This is a genomic window from Microcoleus sp. w2-18bC1 (genome assembly GCF_036700365.1).
Taxonomy (GTDB): domain Bacteria; phylum Cyanobacteriota; class Cyanobacteriia; order Cyanobacteriales; family Microcoleaceae; genus Microcoleus.
In genome coordinates, this window is sequence record NZ_JAUBOS010000005.1 from 111,932 (window position 1) to 125,174 (window position 13,243).

8 protein-coding genes are annotated in these 13,243 nt (G+C 45.2%); 6 read left to right on the top strand and 2 right to left on the bottom strand.

Going from position 1 to position 13,243, the window contains the following annotated elements:
* Positions 1-3: 3 nt before the first annotated feature.
* Positions 4-2,685 carry a type I restriction enzyme HsdR N-terminal domain-containing protein gene (locus tag QT979_RS05480; RefSeq protein ID WP_333308537.1) on the bottom strand — a complete coding sequence of 894 codons (2,682 nt, stop codon included), beginning with the start codon at positions 2,683-2,685 and terminating at the stop codon, positions 4-6.
* Positions 2,686-3,366: 681 nt separating this feature from the next.
* Here QT979_RS05480 and QT979_RS05485 point away from each other — a divergent pair.
* The 3 genes from QT979_RS05485 to QT979_RS05495 all read left to right on the top strand — a co-directional run bounded on the left by QT979_RS05485 (position 3,367) and on the right by QT979_RS05495 (position 7,080).
* Positions 3,367-4,968: a metallophosphoesterase gene (locus QT979_RS05485; RefSeq protein ID WP_333308539.1), complete on the top strand. Its 1,602-nt coding sequence runs from the start codon at positions 3,367-3,369 to the stop codon at positions 4,966-4,968.
* Positions 4,969-5,113: 145 nt separating this feature from the next.
* Positions 5,114-5,842 carry a DUF3891 family protein gene (locus tag QT979_RS05490; protein WP_333211017.1) on the top strand — a complete coding sequence of 243 codons (729 nt, stop codon included), beginning with the start codon at positions 5,114-5,116 and terminating at the stop codon, positions 5,840-5,842.
* 269 nt (positions 5,843-6,111) lie between these two features.
* Positions 6,112-7,080, top strand: coding sequence for a YegS/Rv2252/BmrU family lipid kinase (locus tag QT979_RS05495; protein WP_333211015.1), 969 nt, complete (start codon positions 6,112-6,114; stop codon positions 7,078-7,080).
* A gap of 52 nt (positions 7,081-7,132) precedes the next feature.
* On the opposite strand, the gene QT979_RS05500 is transcribed toward QT979_RS05495, so the two are convergent.
* Positions 7,133-7,489: a hypothetical protein gene (locus tag QT979_RS05500; protein ID WP_333211013.1), complete on the bottom strand. Its 357-nt coding sequence runs from the start codon at positions 7,487-7,489 to the stop codon at positions 7,133-7,135.
* 379 nt (positions 7,490-7,868) lie between these two features.
* Here QT979_RS05500 and QT979_RS05505 point away from each other — a divergent pair, with 379 nt between their 5' ends.
* From QT979_RS05505 to QT979_RS05515, 3 genes are read left to right on the top strand one after another with little or no spacing between them, the layout of a single operon-like run.
* Complete coding sequence (locus QT979_RS05505) at positions 7,869-12,362, top strand: WD40 domain-containing protein (protein WP_333308541.1); 4,494 nt, start codon at positions 7,869-7,871, stop codon at positions 12,360-12,362.
* 19 nt (positions 12,363-12,381) lie between these two features.
* Positions 12,382-12,621 (top strand): hypothetical protein, encoded by a 240-nt coding sequence (locus tag QT979_RS05510; RefSeq protein ID WP_333211010.1) that lies wholly within the window; start codon positions 12,382-12,384, stop codon positions 12,619-12,621.
* Entirely contained in the window at positions 12,609-13,052 is a 444-nt protein-coding gene (locus QT979_RS05515; protein ID WP_333308543.1) for a PIN domain-containing protein, read from the top strand. Before QT979_RS05510 ends, QT979_RS05515 begins: the two co-directional genes overlap by 13 nt.
* Positions 13,053-13,243: the final 191 nt, after the last annotated feature.

Consider the following 13,243-nt stretch of genomic DNA (forward strand, 5'->3'; position numbering starts at 1 on the left):
GGTTTACTCGTTACTACCCCAATCGGCTAACCCTTCAGCTATTTGACCACAGCTTTCTGTGTGTCCCCGCTCAAAGCTTTTTGTGTAAGCAATACCGTTATCCCATTTGTCAATAAAGTATGTCTCTCTTGTCTTACAAGTAGAACAAGCTATTGCGTTGATAAAAGGGTACAGTGGCACCCATTCTTGACGGCCTGCATCTAGGAATAAATCACCTTTATGCAAAGCTTTATGTAAAATAACTTCTTCTTGTGGTAAACCTGGGTGATCTCCTATGAAGCGCAAACATTTCAAAGTGGCTGTACTATTACAACGGCTGGGGTTAACATCTAAGACTTGACGGATTGGATACTCTGTAAAAAAGGCTAATGCTTCCATACATCGCTTTAAGCGTTCTTGAATGTCTTGTGTAGCTTTGAAAATCTCTTCCTCAAGAGTTGGTCCTCGGTCGTGTTTAAAATTATTCTTTGCTCTGATTAAAGCAGTCACATCACTTCCAAAACCCTTTGTATCTGAACCAATATTTAGCCGATAGATATGTTCAGCTAGAGGGTCATCCTTGTAAGTACCCAAGACTTTTGCACTACGAGCAACAATGTCTCCCCAATGACCCGGAGAAATACCACCTTGCCAGTATTTTTTAAGGTCAATTCCTGTCTTTTGACGGTCTTGTTTCTGCAGTAACGCCAGTGATATTGACCCAATAAAAGCTAGGAGATTTTCAGCAACTCGTAGTTGTTCTTTATAAAGTTGTGCAGGGTTAACTATACTTCCAAGTAACCTGAAACCATAGGCAATGGGAAATGGGTAAAAGTTAGCTATCTGGAACTCTAAACGGTCAACAGATTGTAAACTTGTTTCTAATAAAGTGCCACGACGTTTCACTTCAATTAAACTAGCTTGAAAAGAGTGCCTGTTCTGTGCATCAAATAATGCACGTCGACGAGATTCTAATTCATCTGCCTTAGTTCGTAGTTCCACCTCAATACGCTGGAGATCGTTCAACCCTTGACAGAGTTTAGAGTCTACTACGGGAACGGGAAATTCGCACAAGGACTGAGTAGTTATACGCTGAACACCAGCTAACGTTGATACCCTTGCAGATATTAGCTTTTTTGCTGTTGAGGAGTTCAGGTACTCCAGCAAATACTCGCTAGACACTTTGTCATCTTTGAGTCGCAACATAATTACATTCCTACCAAGAACGGCTGGTTCACTACTTCGATTGAGAGCAACAGAAAACCCTCCACTTATTTCAGGCAGAAGAAGATCACCCTTTTTTAGCAATGCTTGTTCAGGCATGGAATTTGCTTCTATTTTTTGGGCGTTCTCAAAATCAACGTAACCGCCTCTGATATCTCTAGGGTGTATCAGTGGAGTGCTGCCTTCAGAATCTTCTTGATTTAAGATGGGTCCACGTTGGATATCACACAATTCACCAAGAGGTACAAGTTTACCCAGTCGTTTTAATCGTTCTAATGTCTTCTCTATTTCAGGGTCGTTAGCTCTAACAGCCCAGTTTGCGTTATTCTCAATTTTTGCTGTATAGCCTGTTGATGGTTTATCGCCCTTCATCCACTTCGACAAGCTGTCGAACCAGGGACGGGAATCCATACTAATTAAATCACCACGAGATACAAGAACATCGAAATAGACCTGCTCTCGTTGTCCTCCGAAATATAGAAGGCTGCTCATCATAGATGTAAAGCGGAAGAGGTTTCCAGGTAGTTCAAGTACACTACACAAACGAAATCTTTCAATGAGGCAATTTCTTAGCCACTGAGTCGATTCGTTGATTGCAATCCCAGGCGAAACAATAGCTGATAGAGTTTTGACTGAAGGAATAGTAGCTGCCCAAGCTAAAATTACAGGTAAAATATCAATCCGACCTGGCATCTGTTCCCGAATATTGACAGGTAAAGTGTTTATGAATTGAGAAATTACATTATAAAGCTCTGAATCTTTCTTTACTTTGAACCCCCAAGGTATTGTGAAGTCTATAACTAATGATTCTGGTTTGCTTTCTTCAACTTCTGCTAATAACACTTCTACTGAAGAGGGATTGAATATCCGTAAGAAGTGGGGATTGATATTCTGTGGGATATTTTCCCATTCATGAATTCCTAGTTCAGTCGGCGAAGGTGCGTGATCTAGTAACTGATGTTCATTAGTTTCTCTATTGAAAAGTTTAAATTGAATTCCATTAGTAGCACACAACCATTTGACGGTTGTTCCTCTACATAGCGTTTTAATCTGTTCCTCTGCATTGTCTAACAATCGTTCCGAGTCTTGGATCTCAACAGCAATCTGCCAGGTATCTTCCGGTTCAAAAATAGCAATATCGATGATGCGTCGAACTTTAAGGTCAGAGCGATATTCTGGAAATATAGCTCTTTTAGACCAACCAGCTAAAGCAAACTGTTCGATAACTGTCTTTAAAAGTTCCGATTCAAGTAAATTTTCAGTGTTTTTTATACCTATTAAATTAGACAAATCTATGATCTTTGAAGACTTGCCAAGAGCCTCTACGTTCCAGAGTTGAGGAGTAGTGGTGAGAATTATTGTTTTTTTAGCTTCTACTTCATGAGGACGTACACGAAGGAGCTTTTGAAGAGATTGTGAGATATCATCATCGACGTAAAAATTTCCAGATAACCTAGACATAGATGAGTGATTACTGTTCATGCGGCAATATTTCTCTTATTGATGTCGAGATTCTCTACGTCTAACTCACCAGAGATGAGTTTGGGTAGGAGTAAATCGTGGGTTTGGCGGAGGTTGGCGTTTTTTAACAGTAGATTTTGAACTTGAAAAAACAGAGGTGTTGCCTGAGTTCGTCGGCTGCTTCCCAAAGGCGTTTTTCGAGTTCGGTGTTGTTTGCTGGCATTGTTAGCGTTATCTTCCCACGTCCTTGATTGATTCCCTCGTCTGCGGCAACAACAAACAGCACCGCCTCGTACAAGCTCTTATTTTAGTTTAGAGACGAGGCGATCGTATCAAAACCAAAGAAACCGAGTTTTTGGCCGTTGCTATCGGTTTTAACTGAGATGTTGCACCACTTCCAATAACCGCCAGGGTTGAAACCCCTGTCGAGAGAGCAAAAGTCCTCGCTTAGAGGACTAAAAGCCTTTCCCTATCAACTTTTCAGTCGGTTTTAACCGAATGCAAGCTGTCAGACGGGGGTTTCAACCCCCGGCGGGTTAAAGAGAATGGGGCAAGATGTGAGTTGTAACGCTGTATTCTCGTCCAAAACCCGGTTTCTGACTGCCCGCGCGTCGATTTTCAGCTTTTAGAGAGATGTAAAAACTCGCCCGATCGCTGCAATATTAATAATTAGGAACTCAGCAATTTTGGAGAAGAGGTGAATTGAAATTCGTTTCCGACCCGCAAATAAAAGTCAAAATCCGCAAAATGAACGAGCGGGTGCGGTGGCAAGAACAGTCGATCGTCCATCGCGGAATCGACCAAACTCGGATGGTTTTAGAATCTCAAACCACCGACTCTCCAGAGTTTTCGTTTTTAGTCGTAGGCGACAGCGGCACGGGCAATCACCGCGGTTACAATCCCCAGCGGCAGATTGCCGAACTGATGCTCTCCGAGCGCGAAACCTGCCGTTTCGTCCTCCACACCGGCGATGTAGTTTATCTCGTCGGTTCCAGCGAATATTACTTGCAAAACTTTATTCGCCCCTACCGAGAATTTATAGTCGGCGGCGAGCATCCCTCCCGGATTGCCTACGATCGCATGGTGTTTAACTTTCCGTTTTTGCCCGTACCGGGAAACCACGACTATTACGACTTGCCCATAGTCTACGGCATTCTGTCGGCGACAGCTTTGCCGCTGCGCCGGCTGTTGGGTTCCAAGTTGGATCTCGATGTCGGCTGGCACGGTTCCGATCGCGGAAACACCTACGCCAAAGCCTTTCTCGACTACCTCAAAGCTCACAAAATGCCGGGAGAGCTCGATCGCCACCTAGACGCCCACTACACCGCCAGCACCAGCACAGGCCGCTGCATCCGCTACCAACCCGGACGCTTTACCCGCTTACCCAACCGCTACTACACCTTCCGCAGCGGCGGCATCGACTTCTTCGCCCTCGACTCCAACACCTTCAACGAGCCATTACCGATCCCGAAAACCAAACAGGGCGACATTCGCCGCCAGAATTTGGAACTAGAACGCCAGAGATTGGAACAAGAAAAATTGGCAATGCTCGAAATGTGCGATCGGCTCAACCCCGAAATTCCCGAGGAAGACGAACAGCTAGACGACTTGGCGGCCAAGTTAGAGCAAGTTGACGAAATGTTGATGGATATTGACAAACAACTGTCCCCCGACAAAACAGCCGCCACCGACGTTGAACAGCTCGAATGGCTGAAAAAAAGGCTGATTAACTCTTGGGGCGATTCCGAGGTGCGGGGGCGGGTAATTTACCTGCACCATCCCCCCTACGTGACCGAGGCGACAAAGTGGAATCAAGCTCAAACTTTGGCGGTTCGGTGGCGATTGCGCGAGGTACTCGACGGGGTGGCCGATGCAGTTGGGGATGTGGCGCGGGGGCGTCCGCTAGTAGATTTGGTGCTGACGGGCCACGCTCACTGTTTGGAATACCTGCGGACTGGGGATACTGGACACGGCGACTCTGGGATTAATTGGATTGTCTGCGGGGGAAGCGGCCACAGTCTCCGCCGCCAGCGCCCGGAAGGGCCGATGTTGGAGGAAGCATTGAGTCCTGAAGCTTATCGGTTGGCGCGGCAGTCTGGTTCCGAAACAGCCAGCCGGCGGGTAGCGGAATCTTTGCTATTTGTCGGCCGCAGCGGTCAAGGTTCCCACAAACGCCGTCCTTATTCGTGTTTGCGGATTGATGTTCTCGATGGATCTCCCCCGAAGTTCCGCATCCGACCTATTGTTGTCGAACGATTTGAGGGGAAATGGCAGGAGATCTCGATCGAACCTTTTGTGATTTAACTTTCGTTTTTCTGTAAGTCTCCATCCTTCTTAAAAATGTGGGCTTTGACCGATTCCGGTTCCCGCTTTTTTAAGGCTACGGGCGATCGAGAGCCGAATTCTCGCACAAAATACTTGTATCAACTTAATTCAGGACAAAAATTCCATGATTGCTAATTTAACCGCCACCGGCTGGGAAATTATTTACCACCGCGCCCACGCTTTACTCGCGGCGCAACTTGGCGGACAGTGGAAGCGCTCGAAATCTCCGGTTCGCCTCTACGAAACCATAGCGGCGATTTCGCATCACGACGATTTGGAGAAAGAGTGGGAAGAAAATATTTTGACTGAAGCGGGCGCGCCCTTTGATTTTACCTTGCAGACAGAAACTTCTCTGCCGAAAATTAAAGCCATGACGCAGAATTCCCTATATCGCGGTAGGTGGGTAGCCATGCTGATTTCTATGCACATGAGTTATCTCAATGAAGGAAAGCGGGGAGAGTCGAAGGAACTCGACGAGTTTTTGGACGAACAACTGGAAAATCAAAAAAAATGGCAAAAAGAGTTGAATATTTCCGAGGAAGATGCTAAGGCAGCTTATGCTTTTTTCCAGTGGTGCGATCGGCTATCATTAATTCTTTGCAGCCGCGAGTTACCCGCCGGAGAACGAGCTTTAGAAATTAGTGTCGGCCCGGACGGCAAGCGCTACGATATTGTACAGCACAGCAACGAACTCGTGACTGTAACTCCTTGGCCTTTTGAAGACGATAAATTTACTGTCAACGTCGAAGCGTGCAATTTAAATCAAGTCAAATTTGACACCAATGAGGAAATCAAGGAAGCGTTGCACAAAGCTCCGCGCAAAGTCTTAGAGTGGACTTTTGTCAAGTCTTAACTAAACCTTTGAAAAATAGGTGAGGGTTGTTGTGGAAGTTTAGCGGGCATGGCATTTGTGTTAACTTAATGTTAAAACCATGTCTAAATCAGGGTTATAGTTGAGCCTTGCTCCCCCTTAACTCCCCTTAATAAGGGGGGGATAAGAACAGTCAAAATGAGTCTTATTAAGGGGGATACGATCGCGATCGAAACTTGGATACAAACTAAACGAAAAAATCTAGAGTTTCAGTTCAGCCATTATCCATTACCTATTACCTATTATCAACTATGAAACGTTCAGCTTGCCTAATTTTCAATCCCGTCGCTGGTAACAGCGACCCCCACCAAGACTTAGCTAGAATTCAGGAACTTTTAGAGCCTTTTATTGACTTAGACATTCGGCTGACAACCCCCGAATTAGACGCAGACCAAATCGCCCGCGAAGCAGTTGATAGAGGAGTTGCGGAAATTATTGCTTGCGGGGGCGACGGCACATTATCAGCAGTTGCTGGAGCGATTGTCGGCACAAATATTCCTTTAGGAATTATTTCGCGGGGAACGGCTAATGCTTTTGCTAATGCTTTAGATATTCCGAATACAATTGAAACCGCTTGCGCCACTATTTTTGGAGGGCTGACGCGGGTGGTGGATGCAGCGATTTGCAACGGTGAAATGCCGATGGTTTTGTTAGCGGGAGTGGGTTTTGAGGCAGAAACTGTCGAACTAGCCGATCGCGAAATGAAGAATCGCTGGGGAATGCTGGCTTACATTCTTTCAGGAATTAAACAGTTAAACAATTTAGAAAGATTTGAAGCGGAAATCGAAACCGAAGATAAAATTATCAGCCTTACTGCTGTGGCCGTAACAGTGGCGAATGCAGCGCCGGCTACTTCGATTTTAGCTCAAGGCCCGGCGGGGATTGTTTTTGATGACGGCTTGCTGGACGTGACGCTGGTGGCGCCTGAGAATAAAGCTGGGGCGATCGCAGCTTCTTATCACCTTTTGCAAACAGCTTTGAGCGGCAATCCTACGGATCGCGACGACATCGGTTATTTGCGGGCAAAAAAAGTAAAAATCAGTGCCGATCCGCCTCAAAAAGTGGTTGTAGACGGCGAAATCATTGGCATGACTCCGGTTTCTATTGAGTGCGTTCCGGGAGGTTTAACTATTTTTGTACCGCGAGTTGAAGAAGAACCCGTGGTAGAAAAACTCACCGGTTTAGCGGACATCGAAATTACATTGAAGCCCTCAACGTAAAATTTTTAGCGACACAAACAATAACAAAGACCGCGCGGGCGGTCTTTGTTTTTTAGGCGTCTAAAATTTGGCGAATGCGGCGCTCCAAACGTTCGAGATCGAGTCCACCTTCATCGCGGCTGATGCGGCGCACGGTTACGTTAACATTGCTCAAATCGGCAAGCAAATCTTGCAGGATTTCTTGTTGCTGCCGAGCTTGAGTTATTTCGCGCGGTTCCTGCACCAAATCACGAACAATTGTATCTTCCGCGCGCGAAGCAACGATCGGGTCTACTTCGCCGTCTACGTGCACAAAAGTGCGCCGACCAGGCCCCCGTTCTTCTTCAATTGGTATTACTGCTGTTACTCGATCGGAGCGTACATATTTCCCAAATCCCAGGTGGACTAAGACAGAAGATTGTATTTTCATAGATAGCAAGTTTTATTTGTTAGTTATCTATATTTTAACTTTTTAAAATCGGATATGACAACTCAATTAGAGCTATTATTACTACAATGTATGTCGGTTTTTTCGATGTTTTAGAGTTGTCAATTTTTCTAAAAGATGCTAAGCTAATTAACTGGATATAACTTACCAACCGTGGGTCAGAAACCGGGTTTTTTACGAAAAGACACGCTCCTACCAGCAGATTTGGTAAAAACCCAGTTTCTTTGGTCGAAGTGCGTAAATCCTGTTACCATAAAATTCAAGCAGTTTGCGATCATCGCCCGCAGCGCATTTCAGGGACACAGCCTACCGATTCTAGATTTGAGCATTACTTCCACGGAAAAACAGGAAAGCCTAAATCATGCTAATTAGTCTCGACTTAGTTATCAGTATCCTGACTACAATTCCCTTCGGCACCATCAAAGACAAGTTTCAGCGCAACGAAAGTGTCATCAAAATCTTAAAAAGATTTAACCTCGACCCCGATGCTCCGCCCGCAGATTTTAGCGGAGTTTATGTTTATACTTTAGTAGAGTACGGCGCTGGCAAACCCAAGCAGATTTTAGAACTGTTTCGCCAAAAAGAGATTGAATCAGCATTTCGCAAAGCTTTCGAGTCCGATAGCCCAGCCATTTTAATTCAAGCAGGCGACGACTATCTTAATGAGAGTGCTTTAGGCAAAGAAATTCGAGATTTAGGCATTGACCCCAGACGGGAATTTATGGCATTTGCCGCCGTGTTTATGGAAGTAGCAAAGCGGACGCGGACGCTGGGAGATGTGATGATGGGAAATTCGATCGCATCTTTGCAAAAACGCCTATCTTTGGTAATGGATCGCATCGAACGCCTGCCCACTATCGAAGGAATTCGCACCGAGTTTGCACGACTGGAAGCCGAAGATTATCCCGCACTTCCCGCCGCAGCATCAACTAATATTCAAAAGTCTCAAGCTTTTATTTTATCACAACAAGTTCGAGGATGGTTTGAAACATTAAGTTATAAGTTTGAAACCTATCAAATATCGGAAGATAACTATTTTGAATGGATTATCAATGTTCCTGTCAGACGCAATCGGTACGATCGCATTTTAGTGCGCGGAATAGCCGGAGAAGCCGGACTCAGAGACATCTCAGCCCTGCGCGAGTCGGTAGAAAAACAGCGCACCGATGAAGGGTGGTTAGTCACCGCCCGCCGCATCAGTCGCGCGGCGCGGGATGAAGTAGAAAAAGATGAAAATCGCGATTTAGCTTGTTATACCTTCGATGAATTACTCGACCAAGATGCCGATTTTACCGCTTATCTGAATTGGCTAGAAACAGAAATTACCAGCCGAGGAATTGATACCAAATATGTGCCGCTAGCTTGTACGAAAGAAGAAATCGACCCCGATACTCACCGCAAGATAGGCGTGAGTCATTATGGCGATCGAGATGGCTGGATCGAAGGTTATCTTGACCTGTGGTTGAATGACCCAGTAAAAGAACATATTTCAGTTTTAGGAGAATTTGGAACTGGAAAAAGTTGGTTTGCGATGCACTATGCTTGGATGGCGCTGCAACGCTACCGAAATGCTCAAAAGCGGGGATTAGAACGTCCGCGTTTGCCGTTAGTAATTCCTTTGCGAGATTACGCCAAAGCAGTTAGTGTCGAGTCGCTATTTTCCGAGTTTTTCTTTCGCAAGCACGAGATACCTTTGGCGGGTTATTCGGCCTTTGAACAACTTAATCGCATGGGTAAATTTCTGTTAATTTTCGATGGTTTTGATGAAATGGCCGCTAAGTGCGATCGGCAAGAAACCATCAACAACTTCTGGGAACTAGCAAAAGCCGTCGTTCCCGGCGCAAAAGTCATCCTCACTTGCCGTACCGAACACTTTCCTGAAGGCAAGGAAGGACGGGCATTGTTCAATGCAGAACTGCAAGCATCAACAACCATTTTAACAGGCGAAATTCCCCAATTTGAAGTCTTAGAATTAGAAAAATTTAACGACGAGCAAATTAGGCAAGCGCTGTCATTTCAAACAGAAGCGGCGACAGTAGAAAAAGTGATGGGAAACCCGCAACTATTGGATTTAGCGCGTCGCCCGGTGATGACCGAGTTAATTTTGGAAGCATTGCCCGATATTGAAGCTGGAAAACCAGTCGATATGTCGCGGATTTATCTGTATGCGGTGCGGCGGAAGATAGAGAGAGATATCAAAGCTGAACGTACTTTTACTTCTGTAGCAGATAAGCTTTACTTTTTGTGCGAACTGTCTTGGGAAATGCTGTCTACCAACCAAATGAGTCTCAATTATCGCGGTTTTCCCGATCGCATTCGCAGCTTGTTTGGTTCCGTCGTGCAAGAGGAAAAAGACTTAGACCACTGGCACTACGACATGATGGGTCAAACGATGCTAATCCGCAATGCAGATGGCGATTATACTCCGGCCCACCGTTCGTTGTTAGAGTTTTTTGTCGCTTATAAATTTGCAGCGGAATTGGGAGTTTTGGCCGCAGATTTTACCGAATTAGTTGCGCCCGAACAGTCTTGTTTAGATCCTAATGCAGCGCCTCAAAAATATACTTGGTCTAATTATTGTCGATTGCAAGCCCAGAAGAGAAATAATGGTGAGCTTATCGCGCCTTTGCAGGGATTTACTGCTGAAGATTTAGGGCAACTTTGTCAGAGTTTCGGAAAAGCGCCGCTGACAAAAGCAGTGATGGATTTATTGTTACCAATGGTAGGGGCGGTGTCCTCGTGCCGGCCTTGCCTCGATGTAGCGGTAGCTACGGAGGAATTATTGGAAATTCTGGAAGCAACGCGGGGAAAAACTGAAAGTGAGGTAGGTTATGTGGGAGGGAATGCGGCGACGCTGTTGGTGAAAATCGATCGCACTGCGTTAGAAACAAAAGACCTGTCTCGTGCGGTTATTTTAGGTGCTGATTTTACAAATGCGACGCTGCGTCGCGTCAACTTTGCTGAAGCTAATTTGGCTAATTCTGATTTTACTAAAATCTTCAGCAGCGTGCGATCGGTCATATTTAGTCCCGATGGCAAACTGTTAGCTACAGGTGATACTGATGGCGTAGTTCGCTTGTGGGAAGCTGGCAGTTGCAGAGAAATATTGACCTGTAAAGGACATACCAACGTGGTGGAGTCAGTCGCCTTCAGTCCTGACGGTGAGATACTTGCTAGCGGGAGTTATGAAAATACAATCAAGTTATGGGATGTCAAGACTGGTGAATGTTTAAAAGTTTTGCAGGGACATACCGGATCGGTAATGTCAGTCACCTTCAATCCTGATGGAAATCTACTCGCTAGCGGGAGTTTCGATTGCACGATCAGGTTATGGGATATCCGCACAGGTGAATGCTGCAAAATTTTGCAAGACCATACTAAAGTTGTATTTTCAGTTGCTTTCCATCCTGCTGGTGAGATACTTGCCAGTGGAAGCGGCGACACAACAGTAAGGCTGTGGAATGTCGGTACTGGTGAATGCCTCAAAATTTTGTACGGTCATACTAAAAACGTGTTTTCAGTAGCTTTCCATCCTGCGGGTGAAATACTTGCTAGTGGCAGCAGCGAAAAAACAGTGAAACTGTGGGATATCAGTAGCGGTGAATGTCTCAAAACTTTGGAGGGACATGGCGATCGAGTACGGTCAATAGCCTTCAGTCCTTCGGGCGAAATACTCGCAAGTGGAAGTCACGATCGAACTGCAAAGCTGTGGGATATCCGCACTGGAGAATGCTTGAATACTTTGCAAGGACATAGCAATCAAGTAAGGTCAGTCGCCTTCAGTCCAAACGGTGAAATACTTGTTAGCGGTAGTTACGATAAAACGCTGAGGCTGTGGGATATCGACAGCGGTGAATGCTTGAATACACTGCAAGGGCATCGCAATCAAGTAATATCGATCGCCTTCAGTCCAAACGGTAAAATACTTGCTAGCGCCGATGACGAACAAACTGTCAAGCTGTGGGATGTCAGCAGCGGTGAGTGCCTCCAAATTTTGCACGGGCATCTCGATCGGGTAAACTTAGTTGCCTTCAATCCTTCGGGTCAAATACTTGCCAGCGCTAGTTATGACCAAACACTGAAACTGTGGGATATTCGCAGTGGTGAATGCCTTCATACTTTGCCAGAATTTGGCAATGAAACACGATCGATCGCCTTCAGTCCAAATGGTGAAATACTTGCGAGTGCAGGTTATGACCAAACGGTGAGGCTGTGGGATATCGGTACTGGCGAATGCCTCAAAACGTTGCACGGACATAACAATTATGTATACTCGGCTGCTTTCAGTCCTTTGGGCGAGATATTTGCCAGTGAAGGTTTTGACGGAACGGTGAGGCTGTGGGATATCCATACTGGTGAATGCCTCCAAATATTGCAGGGGCATACGGATTGGGTACGCGCGATCGCCTTTAGCCAGAACGGTGAAATACTTGCCAGTGGAAGTATCGATCAAACAGTAAGAGTATGGGATATCAACAGCGGTGAATGCCTCAATATTTTTCACGGGCATACTGATTGGATACGTTCAGTTGCCTTTAGTTATTCGGGTGAAATAGTTGCTAGTGGAAGTGTAGATGGAACGGTAAGAATATGGGATATCCGTACAGGTGAATGTCTAAAAATTTTGCAAGATCATACCAGTAGAATTAACTCAGTTGCCTTCAGTTCAAATGAAAAAATTATTGCTGCTTGTAGTCGGGATGGCACAATTATGATTTGGGATATTGAAACTGGTGAGTGCCTCAAAATACTCAAAAGTGACAGACCTTATGAAAACATGAATATTGCAGGAGTTACGGGTTTAACGGAAGTTGAAAAAGCCACGCTCAAAGCTTTAGGAGCTGTTGAAAATTAATCATCGCAAAGGAGGAAGTATGCAGTCAGCAATACGGATTACAACCAAAGTTCTTGCAGGAAATAAACTGGAAATTCAAGTGCCGCCTGGATCTGTGGGTGAAGAGGTTGAAGTGTTTGTGATTATACCAGAAAAGCCTCAAGGTGGGCGACGTAAAGTGTTGGCATTGTTGACAGAAATCCGCAGCCGTCATGTTTCCAGAACTGTTGAAGAAATTGACCGGGAACTAGAAGAAGAAAGAAACTCATGGGACAACTAAACCTACCAACCTCTTCTACAATTTACTTGGATACACAAGTCATTATTTACACCGTTGAAGCTAACTCGAATTACTATTCGCTTCTTCAACCCTTGTGGCTGAAGTTTCAAACAGGTGAAATTGAACTCATGACCAGTGAATTGACGTTACTGGAAACCTTAGTTTTCCCTCTAAAAAATGCTAACACTATCTTAGTCAGTGACTACGAACAACTTTTATTATCCTCAGATATACAGCTAGTTCCCATCACTCAATCTGTACTGAGAACGGCAGCTAATTTAAGGGCTAATACCCATCTCAAAACCCCTGATTCTATTCATGCTGCGACAGCCATCACTGAAGGCTGTACGCTGTTTATCACCAATGACAATGGATTTCGTAATGTTCCAAATCTATCTGTTGTCATCCTGAGTGATGTTTTGGCATCATAATCATAGGTGATCGCATTCCCAAAAGAATGCTATTTTTCCCTTTGGATATATCTGAAAACCTGTTCAACCGTCAGGTTGAGTTCGGGGAACGCAGATGATAAAATACGATGATAGGACTTACCCACGAGTAGTCAGAAACCGGGTTTTTTCGACAATACTTCGTTGAAGCCAGCAAAAACAGCTAAAAACCC